Here is a 20417-nt window from a genome sequence, read left to right on the forward strand (position 1 = left end):
ATCAATTATTCCCACTCGATGGTTGCCGGTGGTTTTGAGCTAATGTCATAAACAACCCTGTTTACACCTTTAACTCCATTGATTATTTCATTTGAGACATCTGCTAAGAACTCATACGGTAAATGGCACCAGTCGGCTGTCATTCCATCCACACTGGTCACCGCCCTAAGGCTTACTACCTGCTCATAGGTTCTTTCATCACCCATAACCCCTACAGAGTTGATAGGTAAAAGAATAGCCCCTGCCTGCCATACTTCATCATAAAGGCCTGCCTTCTTTAAACCATTGATAAATAAGTAATCTACCTCCTGTAAGATACGCACTTTTTCTGCGGTAATATCCCCCAGTATCCTAATACCAAGCCCTGGACCTGGAAAAGGATGGCGGCCTAAAATTTTATTATCGATTTCAAGTGTCTTGCCTACCAACCGCACTTCATCCTTAAACAAAGTGTTCAATGGCTCCACTACTTTTAGTTTCATGAAGTCTGGAAGCCCACCTACATTGTGGTGCGATTTGATTGTTGCAGATGGACCCTTAACGGAAATAGATTCTATCACATCAGGGTAAATAGTGCCCTGTCCTAACCATTTTACATTTTCTATCTTATGAGACTCTTCATCAAAGACTTCAATAAAAACCCGGCCTATTGCCTTTCTCTTAGCTTCCGGATCCGTAAGTCCTTTTAAAGCTTCATAGAATTTATCTTTAGCATCTACTCCCTTAACGTTAAGCCCCATGTGCTTGTATGAATCCAAAACATCTTCAAATTCATTTTTACGCAGCAGCCCGTTGTCAACGAAGATACAATACAGGTTTTTGCCTATAGCATGATGAATCAAGGTAGCTGCCACAGAAGAGTCAACCCCACCTGAAAGCCCCATAACTACTTTATCATCTCCCAATTTCTCTTTTAGCTCAGCTACGGTAGCCTCCACAAATATATCTGGTGTCCAGTCTTGTGAGCACCCTGAAATGTGAACTACAAAGTTTCTTAGTAGCTCTTTACCCTGTGTAGAGTGAGTAACCTCAGGGTGAAACTGAATACCATAGGTATCCTCGCCTTTTATATGATAAGCAGCTACGGCCACTGAAGGTGTACTGGCTATGATCTCGTAATTTTCTGGTAATTCAGAAATGGTATCACTATGTGACATCCACACCTGCGAGTCGAGATTGATCTCTTTCATCAAATCATTATGCTGATCTGACTTTGACAATTTAGCCCTGCCATACTCCCTGATTTTGGAAGGAAGCACCTTACCACCACCCTTTTGGGCCATCAGCTGGGCACCATAACAAACACCTAGTAATGGTACTTTTTTTCTAAATAAATCAAGGTCAACATCGGGGGCGTCTTCCTGCCTAACAGAACACGGACTACCAGAAAGGATAACTCCTTTTACATCATCTGTAATCTCGGGAATATTGTTGTAAGGGTGGATTTCGCAGTAAACATTCAGTTCTCGAACTCTCCGGGCAATTAGTTGCGTGTATTGAGAGCCGAAGTCAAGGATCAAAATCTGTTCTGCCATGGTGCAAAAATAGTATGTCAACCATGAAATACTATTAATTTGATAAATAAACTCTTTCAAATAATGATGATTAAATAAATGGCATCGTTTTGGTTAAATCAAAATCAACTAAATTTGAATTATGATGACAAATAGTAAAATAAAAGTTCTATTGGCTTTAATTGTTTTAGGAGGACTACTGACTTTTAGTGCGTGTGATGAAAACAATAAGTTCATTCCTCTTTTTAGCATTCAGGATGACAAGGATCTGGGCAAGCAGGTGAGTGATGAAATAGCCGCTGACCCTGCGACTTATCCCATACTTGATAGGGCTGGGTATGTTGATGCCTATGCCTACTTGGATGGGATGGTAAATGAAATATTGAACAATGGGGATGTGACCTACAGAGATGAGTTTGTCTGGGATGTACATATAATTCATGATGACGAAGTATTAAATGCCTTTGCCACTCCTGGAGGATATATTTATGTATACACTGGATTAATCAAATATTTGGATGAAGCTGATGATTTGGCGGGTGTTTTAGGTCATGAAATTGCTCATGCTGATCTAAGACATACCAGCAGCAATCTACAAAAGCAATATGGTATTCAGGTTTTATTAAGTATTCTTCTTGGTCAGGATGCTGGACAATTAACCAAAATTGCAGGGCAGGTAGCAGGTACTGTTGCGGGATTGAGCTTTAGCCGTGAATTCGAAGCTGAAGCGGATGACAGAGCAGTGGAATACAATGCAAAGACAAAATATGCATGTGATGGTGTTAAAAACTTCTTTCAAAAGCTAGAAGATGAAGGTGCCGCTGGTGGAACTCCTGAATTTTTAAGTACTCACCCAAGTCCTGAAACCAGGGTAGCAGATATTACAGCCAAAGCAACTGAATTGGGATGTGACACTTCCTTAAGTGGAGATACGGGTTATGAGACCTTCAAAGCTAATCTACCTGAGTAGATTTTGTTAAACATTATTTAGAGGCCGTCCGCTAGTTAGCGGATGGCCTTATTTATTTCCTACAATTCAATACATCAATCCTGCAGTTCAGTACATCTTATTATAGGTGTACGAAACTATCATGCATAATTGTACCGTAATCAACAGTGAACTCAAATTATATAGTTATGAACATCCAAGGTCAAAAACCTGTCTGCCGAACAGGCAGGCTCAAAATAGCAACATGGTTACTCGCACTGATGTTAATGGTCAATTTCTCAGCATCAGGTCAAAGCTTAACCATCCATGACGAAAACAGCTACAACTCAAAATTATCCAGTGGCAAGCATCGCACCACTAAAATCACCTTTGGTGGGTTAAAAAGCTTCGATGTTGAATACCGTGGCGAAATAGAAGTCAATGCCACGGACACTGACATTACTTCTATCGCACCAGGAGGATATTTTGAAGTAAGCAAAACAACATTCGGTAGCAAACGGTCAATTGTTATCGAGCCCTCTGCCGGCAAGCTGGTAAAAGAGTATTATGAAGGTAGATCAAAAGTAGCCTGGGAGCCAGAAGGTAGAAAATGGTTGGAAGAGATACTGCCTGATTTGGTAAGGTCAACAGGTATTGCAGCCAAAAGCAGAATTAACAGATACTTTAAAGAAGGTGGTGTAAATGCTGTAATGAATGAAATCTCAAGACTTGAAAGCAGCTATGTGCAGTCTATTTATGGCAAACTGTTATTCCAAAAACCTGGCTTGACTGATAATGATCTGATTTCGGCAATTTCTCAGTTGTCAAGGGATATTTCTTCAAGTTACTATCTGTCTCAACTGCTTGAGGACACAAGCGATAAGTTTCTAAGCAAGGAAAACACCCGCGAAGCCTATTTTGATGCTGTGGCTAAAATTGATAGTGACTATTACAAATCTCAAGTGTTGAGAAAAGCCTTTACAGGCACTTCACCTTCTGACGCTGTGATGTCAAAAATCATGTATGCCACATCAGAAATTGGCTCAGACTACTATCAGTCAGAAGTACTAAGTGAACTGCTGAGCATGAGAAACTTAAGCCCAAATGCGCTTGATCAAATTATTAAAGCAACCGGAAGTATTGGCTCTGACTATTACCAGTCCCAGGTATTGAGCAAAGCCATGAAGAAGGACGGATTATCCGCAGAAGCTTTTAACTCACTTATGGAAAATGTCTCTGAAATAGGTTCAGATTACTACATGTCTCAAGTGTTCAGCGATATGCTTGATAGCCGAATGGAGGAAAAAACTTTAACAAATATGGTCAAGCTGCTAAACCGAAACATGGACTCCGATTACTACCTGTCAAGTGTACTTTCAAAGATGATGCGTGAACAAAAAATTGAAGCTAATACAATGGCGGCACTTTCTGAAGCCATAGCAGATATGAGTTCCTCCACTTATGCGGCAGAAATAATAAAAGATGCCTCTAGAGCAGACAGAATAGAAAAGAATACACTTATAGCCTTATTGCAAGCTGCTGGTGAAATAGACAGTGACTACTACTTATCAGAAGCGCTTACCTCTCTAGCCGACCACGTAAGGGCCAGTGATGATGAAGTTAAAAAGGCTTATCGGGAAGCTGCCAGAAAAATAGGATCTGACACATATTACGGTCGTGCGGTCAAGGCGATCGATTAAAGTCTTTCTTCTCAAAAGATTTCAATAACAACAGGTCATGATAAGCTTTCTAATCAACGCTGAAATTGCTAGATTGGGCTTATCATGGCCATTTACCACTCATTAGTTTACGGAAGAATGCGAAAGCTCTGGCTGGGAATCGGCATAAGTTCATTCATCGGCATTACCTATTTTATTTATCTATACTATAGCGAAAAGGGACTCTTCCCTTCCCTGGAAGGTCATCTGGGATACTTCGCTTTATGTGCGCTGACTACCAACATCATTGGTCTGGCACTCTATTACTCAGATAGGATTTTAAATAAGCTCGTGTCGTGGAGCCAAAATCTATCAGGAAGGTTTTTTCTTGGTTTTATTATCAATACGCTAATTGCCTTTTTGATACTGGGTGCTATTGGTGTCATATTCTTAAAAATTGATTCCCCACAGCTGGCCTTTAATGAATATACAACTGTTCATTATGATGTTACAGCCAAGCTTCTGATCTTAACTATCATCGGTATTTTAATTTACACGGTCATCAATTTTGCGCTTTATTCTTATCATCAATACAATGTAGTACATATTGAAAGTGCCAAAAACCAAAGAAAGCAACTTGAGCTTCAGTTTGAAGCCTTAAAATCCCAACTGAGTCCGCACTATCTGTTCAACTGCTTGAATACGATTTCATCTTTAATTTTTAAAGACCCGCATCTGGCAGAAGACTTCATAAGACGGCTGGCCTCTACTTATCAGTATATTTTAAACAACAATGCGAAGCGGTTTGTCACGCTACAGCAGGAGATAGAATTTGTTAAGTCCTACAACTACTTACTACAAGTCAGGTTTGAGAACAATCTGAAGCTGGATATTAACCTACCTCCCAATATCATGGACAGTAAAATACCACCGCTGACTTTGCAAATGCTAGTTGAAAACGCAGTGAAACATAATGTTATTTCAAAAGATAAGCCGCTGAGCATATATATCAGCGCAATTGACAATACTGATATAAGCATTACGAACACCAAGACTGAAAAGCCTTTGCATGTACACTCGATGCACGTTGGGTTAGAAAATATCATCAAGCGATATCAATTCTTTACTACAAGGAACATCCGCATTGATGATGCCCATAAATACACGGTTATGCTTCCGGTGATCCAAAACAAACCTGCTAAGTCGGCATGAAAAAGATGATCATAAATAACGCCTTTTTCAGATTACTGATACCTCCAGTTTATGGCATTTTGGTTTACCTGATGATTTTGCTTATCAATAATGACATCAGACAGCTTTCATCTATATTCAGCAGCCAGGAGGTATATGTTTGTATTGGCTTAAGCTATTTGGTAACAGAAGTGCTTAGGTTAAATGCCATTTTACTCAATAAGTTTGATACTGAATATCTTGGCAACAAGATACTGCTTCAATTGCTTATTGGGCTGCTTGTCACCGTAGTTACTGTGTCCATAAGCATCTCCGCATACTTCGAGTACATCGTTCAATTTGGGATAACAGATACACAGCTGATTATCTTTAATGCCATTTTCGGAATCTCAAGTTTACTATACAACCTTCTATTCTTCAGTCATTTATATCTTCAAAAACAGAACATATCGCAGCTCAATGAAGAAAGGATACTTACTGATATGGTTGAAAATGAGCTCAGGAATTTCAAACATGAAGTAAACCCTACACTCCTGTATGATGGACTTGAAATATTAATTTCTCTTGTTCATAGAGATGCTGATGAAAGTGAAGAATATATAGATCACCTTTCATCGGTATACCGCTACATTTTGAGTAACAAGAAAACGGAATTTGCCACTTTGGCTTCCGAACTAAAAGCGGCCAATCATATTGTTCATTTGCTTAATTATAAGTTTGATAACAAGATCATCTTAAAATCAAATTTGCCTGAAAGCATATTGGAGTCTCCCGCTGTGCCTGGTTCATTCCCAATTTTAATAGAACGGGCAATTAGAATGACAATCATCAATAAATATAACCCATTGCAGATATCAATAGAGCATGAAAAAGAAGATGGTTACATTGTAATTGAATACGCTCTTAATGAAAGGCTAAGCCCAATGGAAGAAGATATATTGGATAAGATTCAGAATTCTTATGGCTATTATAGCGAAAAACCGGTAGTCCATGTAAGGGCATATGACCAGAACTATGTAAAAATACCGATGTTGGCAGTTGTGGAAGAACCCTTAACTTCGGAAGAAGCTAGTATAAATTCTTGATTTTCAATGATGGTAAAAATTTATGAATATTGCTTGTTGCCTGTAAAATCTAATATCAATAAATGAATGTACTTATAGTTGAGGACGAGGTGCCTGCTGCTGAAAAACTTGAGCGCTATTTATCTAAATATGATGCCAGTATCAAGGTGCTGGAAAAGTTGACTTCCGTTGCCGATAGCGTACGGTGGCTGAAAGAGCACCAGGATGAGCTCGATCTTATCTTTATGGATATCCAGCTGATAGATGGTAAGAGCTTCGAAATCTTTGAGCAAGTGAACATTCAAAAGCCTATAATTTTTATTACCGCCTTTGACGAGTATGCCATTGATGCCTTCAAAGTCAACAGCATCGACTATCTGCTAAAGCCTATCACTTTTGACGATCTCAGCCAGGCACTCAACAAACTAGAAGGGCTAAAAAAGAATTTCGGCAGTGGTGCAAAGCCCACCATTGATCTATCTCATGCATTGGCACAGCTCCAGCAGAAGACTTATAAAACCAGGTTTATGGTGAAGCTTGGTGAGCATATCCGGTCAATTGTTGCTGATGATATTGCTTTGTTCTATGCCGAAGGACGGGATGTTTACTTGGTGACTAACGAAAAGCGCAAATTCATTATTGACTACAAGTTGGAAGAATTAGATGAAATTTTAGATCCTGCCCTCTTCTATCGTGCCAACAGGTCATTTATCACCAATATAAATGCCATAAAAGATGTTGTAGTTTACTCTAACAGCAGGTTGAAAATCTCCCCCGTGATTGATTTGGATAAAGAAATTATAGTGGCTCGCGAAAAAGTAAATGCTTTTAAAGAGTGGTTTAATGGGCTGTGATTGATTGATCCATCAACCAATCATACTTCGTCATGCCGGAAAAATCAGCTTTAACTTTTTAAAAAGCTGATTTTATCCGGTATCTCACATCATTTTAATAGATCCCGGATAATTTTATTCCTTTCAAAAATATAGGAATAAAATTTCCGGGATGACAGTTCGTGGGTATACAAGAAAAAACACCACGCCCGTGGCGTGGTGCTACTCCTATCATTTTTTACTGCTTAGTTAATTAAATGATATCTCTTCGATGTCTTTCCACATGATGTAGATAGGCCTGTTTTTGTCTTTGAAGACCAACACTCCGGTATTCATATCTGAAACATCCTGCCCTTCGCCCAACATGATCTTCTCTCCATTTTTTAAAGTCACATCACTGTTATCATAGTTTCTTGGCACTATTTTACTGATGTATTTGAAAGGTATAATGTATTCAATGTCATCATCTTTACCCTGCAATACTTCATAGTCATATTCCTCATCCAAATCGAATATGATCTTTCCTGAAAGTGTTTCGCCACTGGTAGTTTTTACAGAAGCATTTAATTCCTTTTGACTCTTAAAGCTTGAGTAGGCTTTAGGCTTTTCAGCAACTTTTGAAAAAGACACCTTTTTGAATTCCCTCCATGGAATATCCACTCTGCCTATTTTATCATTAGTAACAATAATCCCTCTGTTTTCAGAATTTACATCATTGCTACCTCTTAAGTCCATCGCTCTACCAGAGTTTAAAACCACTCTGCTTCTAAAACCATCTCTTTCAATAGACTTCAGGTTGCCGAACTCAATGGATACATCACCATCTTCAGAATCGCCATCCAGCTTATCAGTACTTACCCTTTCATCATGATCCCACTGAATAAAACCAGTAAACGTGCCGCCATAAGTTTCTAAAGTGCCATATAATGGCTCACCAAACTTATTAGCAATTTTTGCCGGGGCATCAGAAAACTCTACTGTTTCAATTCTTGACCAGTCCAATTTGATTTCACCAATCTCAGCATCAATAACCTTGACATCCGAGGCGACATCATTATAACCTTCACCATCAACATCAAACTTTTGACCGTTTTGAAGCATGATTTCAGCTCTCTGTCTGCCTGTAGGGCGAATGACCTTGATCTCTCCGAACTGACATACAAACTGATGCTGATGTTTGTTATCATAATCATCATTTGACCATCTGATGTTTAAGAATTCGCCCCAGTGATAGCTGTTGCCATTTCTTCTGCGATAGTGCTCTTCAAGATCATCCATCTCTTCACGAGACAGATAATTGAGGTTGTTGTTTCTTTCCTTGGAAGCGTTGAACATGTCTGTCCAGTAGGCTTCCTCTTTTCCCCATCGCAATGCTCCCGTAAATGATTTTCCATCTATAGTGGTGACCTTTCCATATAGAAATCCTTCATCCTGGGCTTGAGTATTGCCTGCGCATAGGAAAAAGAGAATGGCTACTGCAAGTGTTGTAATCTGTTGTTTCATTTTGTAGTTGTTTTAAGCCTGCCTGTTCGGCAGACAGGTTTTTGACCTTGAAAGTTTTTGTTTTGACCGCGTCAACTAAATGACAATTCAAATATGAAAACTGTAGGGCTATATATATAGTGTATTAGGATGAGTCGGACTATAAACAGACCGAATCGGGAAAAGGGTTGACTGAAATATTTGAGCTTGTACGAGTATAAAGGTCAACTGTAGAGCCATATAGTAAAAACCTCCTCAGAAAAGAAAAAATCATTTAGATTAGCTTAAAAGATACAGTGCGGATATGCACCATTGTTCATATCCGGTTGTTGGCGGTAATTGAAAATAGAGATAATGGTATACTTTTCTGACTACTTTGACGTAGATGAACAAGTCTTGGAAGACTATAACGCATTTAACATCTCACTAATCAATGACCTGCCATTGTTTATTGATCCATTTTTACTTTTTGGAAGCAATAGAACAGAGTATCAAGAATTGCATTCGAGCATAATTGAATACTTGACTTTTTTGAAATCTAAATCTGAAGAAGGAAACATTACAGATGCTAATATTAAAAGTTGGTATAAATTTTCCGAAGTAAGGCAAAATTGGCTTGGCTATAGCTTGGTTGGGAATGGTGGAAGTGGACTAGGGAAGCAGTTTGGTGAGGCTATGTCCGCAAGTATGCATATCGTATATGACGATTTAAATAACGAAAGAGTAACGGTTTCATCTCATCTAGAAAAAGCTGGCTTATTTCAAATTGGAGTTGGAAAGGATAACATAAGTGACTTTACCTGCAATCTTATAAAAGGATACTTAGCAGAGTTCACAGAAAAGTTTGCAAGTGACCACTTGGAATCAGAACAAGTAAAGACAATTATGGTTGACAAAGTTTATTTCAACTATGAGCTTGAAAGATGGATGCCCAAACAATTTACTTTGCCATTCATAAATGGTGATTTCGTATTACTAACACCAAAAGATCTGCTTACAAAAGATGATAATTGGATAAATAGTAATGACTTGAAGGGTAGTTTTGAAAGCATCTGCAATGCAATTCCAAACGATCAACTCCGTTCAGAAATTCACAATTATTTCCGTTCAAAAATCCCTCCGAAACCAAAAAAGAAACGTCCAACCCAAAAAGAGCTTTCTTTTGCGATTAACGAAACGATCAAGCAATTTCCTGATATTCTCAAGTATTATATAAAGTCCAAAGAAGAAAATAAGGTTGGAGCAAAAAATGTATCTCAAGAAAAAGTCGAAGAAGTCGAAGAAGTATTCATCAAGAATGTTTCAACCCTGATTGGCGAACTAATTGAACAAACAAAATTTTATGAAATTAACCCTAAAGGCTCATTTGAAGAAGCTCTTGAGCGTGTAGAATTTTTGAAAGATGTGATTGAGAATAAGGATGGCTACAGACTATTCTATTCCAAGGGAAATCCGATTAAAAGAGAGGCCGATTTACAGGTGATATATCGATTAACTTGGCATGCAACACCATTTGATGTAAACCGAGAAGTTAATAATGGAAGAGGACCTGTTGATTACACAGTCTCAAGTGGTTCAAAGGATAAGACTCTGGTGGAATTCAAATTAGCCTCTAACTCTAAATTAAGGATGAATTTAGAAAATCAAGTTGGTGTATACGAGGCTGCCAATAACACCAGTAAAAGCATCAAGGTAATAATGTATTTTGATGGTGCTGAATTAGTAAAAGTGAGTAAGATTTTAAAAGAGTTGAAGCTTGAAAATGACCCAAGCGTTGTTTTGATTGACGCTGGAAATAACAAACCTTCTGCTTCGAATGTAAAATAAAAAACCGCCAACAAATGCTAAAAATGAATATGCAAACTGAGCCATTTGAAAGGATCCGACAAAATAGAAGCCTCAGTACTTCTAGCAACTTTGGTGCATACTCATTTTAGCTGGACGTTGTAGCACATTGTTAGTTGGATGAAGAAACTCCTTATAATAGTCATTTGTAGTATTCTTGTAGGTTGTGGACATGATGTAACCTACGAGTACTACAATTCTCAAATAAATATATTTGGGTATCTCGCAGAATTAAAATTAGGAAGTGACGGTAGTGTAACATCAACTGAAATTGATAGCCATGCTCAAATGGGGTCAATTGCACGAGGCAAATACAAATGGCATGAAAATGTTTTAGTACTCGATTTTAAAAAAGACCCAAATAGACGTTATTTAATATTACAGAACGACACTCTTTATAGGATTGAACCAACAGACTCACTGGGGAATATGAACTTCCAACAAGATGAAAAACAGGAATTCATCAAATTGGTAAACAAGAATTTCATATCAGAAATATCTAAAAGTGAAAGACTAAATCGAGTTGACTGGGTAAAAGGACACATCAAAGACTTTGATAAAATGGTTATTGAATTCAAAGCAAATGATGACAACTACTTTCAAGACTAAACGTGCTACAACATGCTATAAGAGCGCATGTGGACTTCACCTTGCGAAGTCCTAAAATGCTTTGGTGCGGCTCAGCCGCACGTTTTGGGTTGGCTTTTCACATCCACTTTCATCTCTTAACTTGTGGACGACCAACAGAAACGAAGTGTCTTAAGCTGCTTGTTGCGGAACTAGGTTCTAAACCCAAATCGTGCTAGTTTTATGCCCTGAACTAAAGTAAAAACACGCGCCTTACAGGGGCGTTGGCACACATTAAAATGAATTCTGCGATAAATGTTAAAAAAAGGTTTTTTAAAGCCAGAGATATCTATAAATAAATTAGGTGGACGCAGGTTTTGGACAGGTATAGTTGTTGGAATTGCCTCATCATTTATATTCAGCTTATTTTTCAATTATTCACGGGAGGCATTAAGAATGGTTACTTCCATGAATGACCTCTACATTCTTCCTGAAAGAGATTTCAGAATCTATGATTTATTCACAGCTACATTTTCAACCAGCATAGGATTAGGCTTAACAATTGTCTATTGGTTAAATGGCAGAAACAGCTATATCAAAAAACTGTATTATCAGAGGTTTGCAGTTGCCAATTCTTGGTTTATCGTATTTGTGGCTATAATGATAGTCGGGAGATTGGGTTCAGTAATACCTATTATAGTATATGGGCAACAGGGATTTGACAATCAATTAAATTTCATCCGTGACTTTAGCTTACTGTTGTTTTGTATTCCTATTTACATATTCATTGCACATTGGCTTTCAATAAGACTAATATTCAAAATTCATAATTGGGCAATTTATTCTTTATTGATATTTTCTCTTACCTCTTTCTTAATATTCCAAGTCACCAATGTGGACAGGAGTATTATAAACGATTCCTACTACAACCAAAATAAGGGGAGATATGAATATGTCAATTCAGAAATTAAAAAGGCTCTTAAATATGACGTAAATATCAGTGATTCCATCAAAAACATTTTACAGAAAAAATATGCAGATAGAACGAATCAATTAGTATTTAACCTTAAACAACAATTTCAAAATGATAATGTAGTCCCACTAAAATCTTTGATTCTTGAGAAAATAGTAATTCACAATATGAATCAACACACTTCGTATTATAGTAGGCGTAAACCGGATTTAGATAGAAATTGGTCATATGCCCAACCAGAGCAAATATATTGTCAAATTCAAAAATACGAATCCAATTCAGCTGAAGTAAAAGTGCTCTTTGAAATTCTAAATGAACAATCGCAATTATTTATTATTCCCGAAATTAATTGGGATGATTGGGATTCATACTCACAATATGAAAAAGAAAAGTCATTTCGAAGAAGGAATCTAATGTATATAACCGAAACCATTCAAAGTAAATTAATTCAGGTAATTGAACAATTGAGAACCGAAAAGAAATATGAAATCTATCATTATTTATTGCCTGAAATAGAATTTATTGATATCGGCAATCAAAAACAGTGTGAAATAGAACTAACGTGTGCCAACATGGTGTAGAAAAACATATGCTAAGCACTTTGTAGTTTCAGGTAGTGCAACTTGCACCGCATTTTCTGCTTGCATTACATAGCGGGACGACCAACTAGAACGCAGTAGGAACTTGAAAGGATTAAGCTGTTTTTGACTTGTGAACGTTGAGAAAGTTAGCAGAAAATGCTACGTTTAGTTTTTTATAGCCTCGTGTGGTATACGTTTTCTACACAGGCGTTAGGCGCAACAATGATGAAACTTAATCCAACGTAAGATATGCATTAGAAATAGCTTCCATTATTCTCACATTATACTTTCTGCTTATCTATCTAAATTTCTTGTCACTAAATCTGGCAGGGTTTCGGGATAAAATATTCATTACTCATATTATCATGATGATATGGAATGTCCTTCTTACTCTTTTCTTTGTAGCACATCTTTCATCAAGGAACCTTAGATCTGACCAAAAAATGATATGGATATTAAATTTATTCATGATCAGTTTTATATCAAATCCAATATACTGGTTTTTACACGTACACAGTTCTTCAAAACCGTATGTCAAAATCAGATATACAGACCAAAAAAATAAAACTGATTGATTTCCCTAACAATGACTAACATTTGAATCTAAAGTACAATTACATTAACTTGTAGTAATATAAAATCCTTAAGCCAAAAGCCTATATAGTCAATGTGATATACAATCTGGAAGCCTAATTATGTCTGAAGTTGCTGATTCAAATGTAATCGTTCATTTTTTAGATGCTAATGCAACTATTCTATCTGTTGATGGGCTAGATAACATACTGACAAACCAAACTTCAGAACAACTTATAGGCCAATCGGCTCTGGATATTTATAAAGAAGAAGCCCATATAATTTCTGACATCAATTTAGCGCTTAATGGCCAAACTGCTAAAAGCACCATCACCTACAATAATCGGCAGTTTCACACCAAGTGCATACCTACCAACTCTGGGCTGCTTATGGTCTGGATTGATATTACAGAACAGCTAAGGAAACAAACTAAAATCATTGAAAGTGAAGAGCGTTTTAAAACCCTCTTTAACTACGCCAATGATGCCATCTTCATGATGGATAGTAAAACTTTTGTGGACTGTAATGAATCCACCCTTCGGATTTTTAAATGTAAAAGAGATCAGATTATAGGTGAAACGCCTTACCGCTTCTCACCAGCCTATCAACCTGATGGAAGGTCCTCAGAGGAGTCTGCTATGGAAAAAATAATAGCGGCAATGGAAGGAAACCCTCAATTCTTCGAGTGGCAGCACATCCAATATGACGGCACTCCTTTCGATGCTGAGGTATCTTTAAACCGATTAGATATTGGGGGCAATGTCTATATTCAAGCTATTGTTAGGGATATTACCGAACGAAAAATTGCTGAAAATAAAATTCAGCAAAACAATGAAGAGCTACACCAAATCAACCAGGAGCTGGACCGATTTGTTTATAGTGCCTCTCATGACCTTAGAGCGCCCATTGCTTCACTATTGGGGCTCGTCAACTTATTGAAGAAGACAGAGCATGATGAAGTGCTACAGCTTGCAAAGCTTCAGGAGAAAAGTCTACACCGACTAGACTACTTTATTCAGGACATTGTAGACTACTCACGAAACAAACGTCTTGAAATTGAGATTTGTAAAATTGATTTTAAGAAAGAGTTTGATGCTGCTTTCGAGCTGCTTAACTACATGGACAATGTGAGTAAAATCAAAAAGAATTTCAGCATTGAAGGTGGTATGGACTTTTATTCCGATCCTTTTAGGATTAAAATCATATTTAATAATCTGATATCAAACGCCATCAAATACGCTGATATGTCAAAGTCTGAGCCTTATATCAGCTTAAATATCAAAGTTGAAAATGACCACGCCAGAATATCAGTGAAAGACAATGGTGAAGGCGTTGATGAAGATGTAAAGAATAGAATTTTTGAGATGTTCTTTAGAGCGTCAGACAAAGGTTCAGGATCTGGCCTTGGGCTATACATTGTTAAAGAGTCCATTGACAAACTGCATGGTAAGATTGAAGTGAACTCCACTAGATTTGAAGGGACCGAGTTTATTATTACACTACCCAATGTGAATGAAAAACAAAGTTAGGCCTATCCATACCAGGCCTAACCTTGTTAAAGCACTTCTAATCCTCCTTTAATAAATTAGTGGGGTTTACCGAAGCTGAACGATAAGCATAATAAACCACCGTTACCATTGAAATAATGGTGGCAATAGCACCAGATAACATTAATATCCAAAAAGAATTTTCTACTCTGTAGGCAAAACCTTCTAACCACTGATCAAGTCCATACCAGGCAATTGGAATGGCGATAATTGAAGAGATCAGCACAAGACGCATAAAGTCTGTTGACAGCAGCATAATTATTTGGCTCATTCTGGCACCCATTACCTTTCGTACGCCCACTTCTTTGGCCCTACGCTCTGCCATAAAAGCCATTAATCCGAAAAGCCCAAGGCAGCAAATCAAAATTGCTAATCCTGAAAAGGCAATAAACAGCTTGCCCGTTAAGCGCTCATCATCATAGTCTTCAGCCATTACCTCATCAAGATATTCAAAAGCGAAAATTTTATCCTTAGCATAATCATTCCATAAATTCTCGAGCCCGGCAAGTGCTTCTGGTGTTCTATTGGCAGATATCCGAATGTTGGCTGCACGCACTGGCCGCTCATAATAGGTGCATCTAAGCTCTAAAGGAGCCACTTCATTATGTAGCGGCTCATAATTAAAATCTTCCACCACACCAATGATAGTCTTTTTGGCGCCCTCTTGAACAATGGTTTGTCCAACAGCTTCATTTGGGTACCAACCCAAGGCCTTAACTGTGGTCGCATTCAAAATTACATTTTCGGGGCCTTCGTTCTTCTGATTCACTTCAGTGGCCAGGAAATTTCTTCCAGCTATTAATTGCATACCCATGGTGGGAATATATTGTTCATCTACATGCAGCATAGTCGCATTGATCCAACCTTCAGGCTGATCTGGATGACGCAAAACATTGCCTTCATGAATGGCATCTATTGGGTAACTCGAAATAGCCACTCCCTCTACCCCAGGGAGTTCGCGAGCCTGTTGCGCAAAACTCTCAATTTTCTCTTCGGGCAAAGAAATCCGATCAATACTAATGAGCTGATTTTTATCAAAACCCAAAGAGGTGTTTGATAAAAAGTGAACCTGACGATAAACTGTTGCTGTGCCTGCTATCAATAATACTGCTATCACAAATTGACCTATAACCAATAGCCTTCTGAAACTGTATCTACCTCTACGCACAGCATTTTTCTGGAATACAACTGCTGGTCGAAAATGAGATAAGTAGAGTGCTGGATAAAACCCTGACAAAAGACCCAGGATAATGGGCAAACCTATTACCACTAAAATGCCCAAAGGTGAAACCATGATGGATAATGAAAGCGCTTTCCCTGTCATAGCCTGAACAAAAGGCAAGGTTATCTGAGTAACAGGAAGGGCAACAGCCATAGCTATGAAGCTTATCAACGTTGATTCCATTAGAAATTGAATCACAAGTTCCTGTCTATAAGCTCCGACCGCTTTACGAATACCCACCTCCAATGTGCGATGAGAAGCCTTGGCTGTAGCAAGATTCACAAAATTTACGATTGCTATAACTAATATGAGCACAGCAATGAGCGCAAAGAAATAGACCAAATCCTTGCTGGAATTTATTTGATACTCAGCCATCAGATTGGATTCGAGGTGAATAGAAGGAACGGGCTGTAAAAAATAATTGTAACGATTACCTGCGTCTAACCAGTCGTTGTAATCGTTATCTCCTTCTGATTGATGTTCTTCGGAGATTTTCGTAATCTTTTCTTCTAAAGTAGAGATGTCAACATCTGGGTAAACTTTTATATAACTTAAAAATCCCCAATAGCCCCAGTTTTCTGCAATGAAGGGAGGTATTGAAAGTGACTCAACACTTGTAATAACTTCATAACTAAAATGCATGGACGGTAATGGATCTTCAATAACAGCTTCCACAATCAACTCTTTTGTTCCCTCTTCTATTTTAAAACTCATCGATTGTCCAATTGGATTTTCGCTATCAAAGTATTTTTTTGCAGCACGTTGCGTTAAAATGACACCATCCTTGCGCTTAAAAAAATCATTAGTAAGACTACCTTTTATAACAGGGGCGTGGAAAATATCAAAAAATCCTGAATCCACAGTGGTAATTTCCTGATCCCGAAGTTTGGTGCCTGAACGACCAAATGGTAAATCCTCCATTGTGACGTGTGTGTAGTTCTCCACCTCTGGAAGCAACTCTGTTATTGTTGGAGCCACTGGTACTGGAATAATTGCCCAATTGACTTCGTTTTGTGGGTATATGCGGTTTAACGCAATACGGTACAGGTTTTCAGACTGAGGGTGGTGCTTATCATAAGAGAGCTCGAAATTCACATAAATTGCGATAATAAAGCATGCTGCAAGGCCCACTCCTAAACCAATAATATTGAGAATAGAATGTAGTTGGTGTTTTAAAATGTTTCGCCAGGCAACGAGTAGATATTGAGATAACATAACATTGGTGGTTTAATGAAAATTAATCAATTAAAACCAAACCCAATGCCTAAAACATAAACATCTGAAAACCAACTACTTAAAATATAATGCATTAATGTATCGTATCATAATGATACAATTGATTGTGTCATTATCTTACGGAGTATCAAAATCTTACTGGTCCAGCCACTTTTTAAACTCTGGTGTCCTATCTGCACTAATGACAATTTCATCTTCGGCTTCAGGATTGAGGTTTATTTTAATCCTGCCTTTGAAATAAGGGTGTATCTCGCTAATGGCATCGAATTTCGTGATGTATTTTCTATTTGCTCTAAAGAATAGTTTTGGATCAACCTGCTGATCTACAACTTCAAGTGTTTGGTCATAAGGATACTTCTTGCCATCATAACCCACTATATAAGTCAGCTTGTTTATGCTGCTGAAATAGGCAATTTTCTCAACTGGAATCGCCAAAATCTTCTGCCCGGCCTTGATCATGAAGCGGCTCTTGAAATCCTTCTGCTGCGACTGCATCAAAGCAATAATTTCCTGATAAGGAATTTTATCAGCATTGCTGGCATTATTCTTTTGAACTTTTTTTAACGCCTGCTCCATTTTCTCCTTTTGAATAGGCTTAAGCAAATAGTCTACACTATTGACTTCAAATGCCTTAATGGCATACTGATCATAAGCCGTAGTAAAGATTACAGGGTTGTTGTATTCTATCGATTCAAAGAACTCAAAACTAAGTCCGTCAAGAAGGCGGATATCGCTGATGATTAAATCGGGAGTTTCATTCTCATCATACCAGGCCTTGGCATCTTCTACTGTTTTTATAATGTCCAAAATTTCTAAGCTATCATCTATCTCATGAAGCAGTTGCTTTACTTTCTGCCCTGCGAGTGTTTCATCTTCCAGTATTAATACCTTCATATCAAATGCTTTCTACCTCCAAAATAGGCACAGTAATACAGAATTCATCATTACTCTTGTTAATAACTACTTGCTCTTCAGTAAAATAGCTGTACCTACGTTTTATATTCTTTATTCCTGATCCTTCAGGTTGCCCCGGATCTTTTGGCCTTTCATTTAGATTATTGCACACTTTAAGGAGTTTCCCCTTCGTCTCCACATCAATTTTTAAAGGCTTCTTTTCACTGGCCACATTATGCTTAATAGCATTTTCAATCATCAGCTGAATGGTCAATGGTGGGATCATCATAAACCTTACAGACTTATCAATATCAATATTGAAGATTATGTTTTCTTCAAACCTGGTCTTAAGCAGATAGATATAGGCATTGATAAACTCCAGTTCATCTTCAATGGCTATGAGATCTTCATCTTTGGTTTTCAACAACGACCGATATACATCGGCAAACTTATCCAGAAAGCGTTTTGACTCTTCTTTGCTGGTATCTATCAAAGAAGACAGAATATTTAAATTGTTGAAAAGGAAATGCGGATCAAGATGACTTTTAAGGTTGTCCAGCTCAAACTTCAAAGTCTCCTTTTTGAACTTTTCGGTCTCCAGTACCGATTTCTGCCAATGTCTTAAAAAGTACATGCTGAAATAAACTGAAAATGCAGGGATAAAAAGTACAAGCCCATAAGCATTAGTAACTACCATCTGAGAGGTGGTTGGTGGCTCGTTCGTCAGCACCCATTTAAATAACAAATAGGCCAGGTTTATTATAATCAATGAGTAAACGATGCCGAAACCAAGGTGGGAAAACAACCTTCTACTGCCAAACTTTAACCAAGGTAGTTTTTTATCAAAAAGCATTGAAATAAAGCCGTTGCCTATTATCAATAATGCCACCACGGCAAGAATCCACCCAATGGTATAATAAACCTCTACGGCTAGGCTAAGTGCATATAAGATATAGGCAAATGCCAGAAGAAATACTGTAAGAATGGTAAGTAAGAGCTGCTTTTTCTTCAACGAATAGAGAATTGATGTTTTACGAATTTAACTTAATCGAAAACAATTTCCGTTACATTCTTCCACTCAATGTAAACAGGCTCGTTTCCACCTTTTGTATAAACCAAGAGCCCGGCATTTCTATCAGACACATCGCGTGCATCACCTAATAGAAGCTCATTTCCATTTCTCAAGACAACCATTGAGTAGTTATAGTTCTTTGGCCTTATAGACTTAATATTTCTGAAAGGTATTTTATATTCTACATCATCATCCTTGGCCTCAAGTATCTCCAACTCATAAGCTTCATCAAGGTCAAAAATGATCTGACCATTAATCTGCTCATCATCATAAGTATAAACCTTACCACTTAAGCCTTTGGGCACCGCATAGCTAGCATAAGATGGTCCAGATGCTTTTGCCTTTTCATAGGTAACAGACCTAAAACTACTCCAGGGAATATCTATCTTACCAACATTGTCTACACTCACGATTATTCCTCTATTACCACTATTCACATCATTCGATCCTGTTAAGAAAAGCTCTCTGCCAGAATACAATACAATCTGACTGCCATTACCGCTTCTCTCAATGCTTTTAATATTGTCAAAGGTTATTGAAACATCGCCATCTCGGGTATCGCCATCCAGCTTATCAGTACCAATACGTTCATCATGATCCCATTGAACATAGCCAGTAAAAGTACCTTTACGATGGGTGTCCACAGTACCGTACAAAGGTGCTCCCATAATTCTAGGGAGATTTTTAGGAGTTTCCATAAACTCAACTCGTCTTACCCTGCTCCACGGAATATTCACTACACCAAGCTCATCATCCAATATCACCACTTGAGAGCTACCATCATTATAACCAGATCCTGATAGCCTGATTTCTTCGCCATTTTTAAGCACAACAGTCATTCTCTCGTTTCCGTTGTTGTGCAGCTCTTTCATATCTCCAAACTGACAGGAAAATTGATGAACTGAGTTACTTGATTTATCATCCCAGATGGAAGAAATTCTCCAATCTAAATCCCTCCAGCTATCGCTACTGCTACTCTTTCTTCTTTTAAATTTCTCGTATTGGTTTTCAACCTTGGCAGCATTGAAGTGATCGTTCCAATAAGCCTCCTCTTTACCCCAGCGCAGCTGACCTGTATAACTATTGTCAGAGGTGTATACTCTTCCATAAATAAACCCCTCAGTATTTTGTGCCTTCAACGAGTTGATGGCAATTAACATGGCCACCGCAATTCCCAATATCAACTGCAGTGCTTTTCTATTCTTCTCCATAAAACATATTAAGTTCTCCAACGAAT

The 20417-nt window shown here is 37.9% G+C and carries 15 protein-coding genes; 9 read left to right on the plus strand and 6 right to left on the minus strand.

The annotated features are described in order from the left end of the window. Positions 1–5: 5 nt before the first annotated feature. Positions 6–1535 carry a glutamine-hydrolyzing GMP synthase gene (guaA, locus tag RIB54_RS10985; protein ID WP_350100951.1) on the minus strand — a complete coding sequence of 510 codons (1530 nt, stop codon included), beginning with the start codon at positions 1533–1535 and terminating at the stop codon, positions 6–8. Positions 1536–1656: 121 nt separating this feature from the next. Between guaA and RIB54_RS10990 the strand changes: the two genes are divergently transcribed. From RIB54_RS10990 to RIB54_RS11010, 5 genes are all read left to right on the plus strand, one after another. Continuing rightward, positions 1657–2484 carry a M48 family metalloprotease gene (locus tag RIB54_RS10990; RefSeq protein ID WP_350100952.1) on the plus strand — a complete coding sequence of 276 codons (828 nt, stop codon included), beginning with the start codon at positions 1657–1659 and terminating at the stop codon, positions 2482–2484. 167 nt (positions 2485–2651) lie between these two features. Further along, positions 2652–4142: a hypothetical protein gene (locus RIB54_RS10995; RefSeq protein WP_350100953.1), complete on the plus strand. Its 1491-nt coding sequence runs from the start codon at positions 2652–2654 to the stop codon at positions 4140–4142. An 84-nt stretch (positions 4143–4226) separates the two neighbouring features. After that, entirely contained in the window at positions 4227–5312 is a 1086-nt protein-coding gene (locus RIB54_RS11000; RefSeq protein ID WP_350100954.1) for a sensor histidine kinase, read from the plus strand. Then, complete coding sequence (locus tag RIB54_RS11005) at positions 5309–6376, plus strand: histidine kinase (RefSeq protein WP_350100956.1); 1068 nt, start codon at positions 5309–5311, stop codon at positions 6374–6376. The genes RIB54_RS11000 and RIB54_RS11005 overlap by 4 nt, the downstream gene beginning before the upstream one ends. Positions 6377–6438: 62 nt before the next feature. Next, positions 6439–7209: a LytR/AlgR family response regulator transcription factor gene (locus RIB54_RS11010; RefSeq protein ID WP_350100957.1), complete on the plus strand. Its 771-nt coding sequence runs from the start codon at positions 6439–6441 to the stop codon at positions 7207–7209. Positions 7210–7437: 228 nt separating this feature from the next. On the opposite strand, the gene RIB54_RS11015 is transcribed toward RIB54_RS11010, so the two are convergent. After that, positions 7438–8691 carry a hypothetical protein gene (locus tag RIB54_RS11015; protein WP_350100958.1) on the minus strand — a complete coding sequence of 418 codons (1254 nt, stop codon included), beginning with the start codon at positions 8689–8691 and terminating at the stop codon, positions 7438–7440. A 333-nt stretch (positions 8692–9024) separates the two neighbouring features. Between RIB54_RS11015 and RIB54_RS11020 the strand changes: the two genes are divergently transcribed. The 4 genes from RIB54_RS11020 (at position 9025) to RIB54_RS11035 (ending at position 14738) form a co-directional block, all read left to right on the plus strand. Continuing rightward, positions 9025–10497 carry a DUF8370 family protein gene (locus RIB54_RS11020; protein WP_350100959.1) on the plus strand — a complete coding sequence of 491 codons (1473 nt, stop codon included), beginning with the start codon at positions 9025–9027 and terminating at the stop codon, positions 10495–10497. A 138-nt stretch (positions 10498–10635) separates the two neighbouring features. Then, positions 10636–11124 carry a hypothetical protein gene (locus RIB54_RS11025; RefSeq protein ID WP_350100960.1) on the plus strand — a complete coding sequence of 163 codons (489 nt, stop codon included), beginning with the start codon at positions 10636–10638 and terminating at the stop codon, positions 11122–11124. A 273-nt stretch (positions 11125–11397) separates the two neighbouring features. Beyond that, the gene (locus RIB54_RS11030) at positions 11398–12636 is read left to right on the plus strand and encodes a hypothetical protein (RefSeq protein WP_350100961.1); all 1239 of its coding nucleotides are present in this window, start codon (positions 11398–11400) and stop codon (positions 12634–12636) included. A gap of 695 nt (positions 12637–13331) precedes the next feature. Continuing rightward, on the plus strand, positions 13332–14738 hold the full coding sequence (locus tag RIB54_RS11035) for a PAS domain-containing sensor histidine kinase (RefSeq protein WP_350100962.1): 1407 nt from the start codon (positions 13332–13334) through the stop codon (positions 14736–14738). Positions 14739–14775: 37 nt separating this feature from the next. On the opposite strand, the gene RIB54_RS11040 is transcribed toward RIB54_RS11035, so the two are convergent. The 4 genes from RIB54_RS11040 to RIB54_RS11055 all read right to left on the minus strand — a co-directional run bounded on the left by RIB54_RS11040 (position 14776) and on the right by RIB54_RS11055 (position 20391). Further along, positions 14776–17193: an ABC transporter permease gene (locus tag RIB54_RS11040; RefSeq protein ID WP_350100963.1), complete on the minus strand. Its 2418-nt coding sequence runs from the start codon at positions 17191–17193 to the stop codon at positions 14776–14778. 156 nt (positions 17194–17349) lie between these two features. Continuing rightward, entirely contained in the window at positions 17350–18108 is a 759-nt protein-coding gene (locus RIB54_RS11045) for a LytR/AlgR family response regulator transcription factor (RefSeq protein WP_350100964.1), read from the minus strand. 1 nt (position 18109) lies between these two features. Further along, on the minus strand, positions 18110–19120 hold the full coding sequence (locus tag RIB54_RS11050) for a sensor histidine kinase (protein WP_350100965.1): 1011 nt from the start codon (positions 19118–19120) through the stop codon (positions 18110–18112). A 32-nt stretch (positions 19121–19152) separates the two neighbouring features. Continuing rightward, entirely contained in the window at positions 19153–20391 is a 1239-nt protein-coding gene (locus RIB54_RS11055; RefSeq protein ID WP_350100966.1) for a hypothetical protein, read from the minus strand. Positions 20392–20417 lie beyond the last annotated feature (26 nt).

The organism is Fulvivirga sp., from assembly GCF_040218215.1.
Lineage (GTDB): Bacteria > Bacteroidota > Bacteroidia > Cytophagales > Cyclobacteriaceae > Fulvivirga.

Bases quoted from the DNA above. Each gene is read 5' to 3' on its own strand.
- guaA (WP_350100951.1), bottom strand. From the start codon at position 1,535: ATGGCAGAACAGATTTTGATCCTTGACTTCGGCTCTCAATACACGCAA.
- RIB54_RS10990 (WP_350100952.1), top strand. From the start codon at position 1,657: ATGATGACAAATAGTAAAATAAAAGTTCTATTGGCTTTAATTGTTTTA.
- RIB54_RS10995 (WP_350100953.1), top strand. From the start codon at position 2,652: ATGAACATCCAAGGTCAAAAACCTGTCTGCCGAACAGGCAGGCTCAAA.
- RIB54_RS11000 (WP_350100954.1), top strand. From the start codon at position 4,227: ATGGCCATTTACCACTCATTAGTTTACGGAAGAATGCGAAAGCTCTGG.
- RIB54_RS11005 (WP_350100956.1), top strand. From the start codon at position 5,309: ATGAAAAAGATGATCATAAATAACGCCTTTTTCAGATTACTGATACCT.
- RIB54_RS11010 (WP_350100957.1), top strand. From the start codon at position 6,439: ATGAATGTACTTATAGTTGAGGACGAGGTGCCTGCTGCTGAAAAACTT.
- RIB54_RS11015 (WP_350100958.1), bottom strand. From the start codon at position 8,691: ATGAAACAACAGATTACAACACTTGCAGTAGCCATTCTCTTTTTCCTA.
- RIB54_RS11020 (WP_350100959.1), top strand. From the start codon at position 9,025: ATGGTATACTTTTCTGACTACTTTGACGTAGATGAACAAGTCTTGGAA.
- RIB54_RS11025 (WP_350100960.1), top strand. From the start codon at position 10,636: ATGAAGAAACTCCTTATAATAGTCATTTGTAGTATTCTTGTAGGTTGT.
- RIB54_RS11030 (WP_350100961.1), top strand. From the start codon at position 11,398: ATGTTAAAAAAAGGTTTTTTAAAGCCAGAGATATCTATAAATAAATTA.
- RIB54_RS11035 (WP_350100962.1), top strand. From the start codon at position 13,332: ATGTCTGAAGTTGCTGATTCAAATGTAATCGTTCATTTTTTAGATGCT.
- RIB54_RS11040 (WP_350100963.1), bottom strand. From the start codon at position 17,193: ATGTTATCTCAATATCTACTCGTTGCCTGGCGAAACATTTTAAAACAC.
- RIB54_RS11045 (WP_350100964.1), bottom strand. From the start codon at position 18,108: ATGAAGGTATTAATACTGGAAGATGAAACACTCGCAGGGCAGAAAGTA.
- RIB54_RS11055 (WP_350100966.1), bottom strand. From the start codon at position 20,391: ATGGAGAAGAATAGAAAAGCACTGCAGTTGATATTGGGAATTGCGGTG.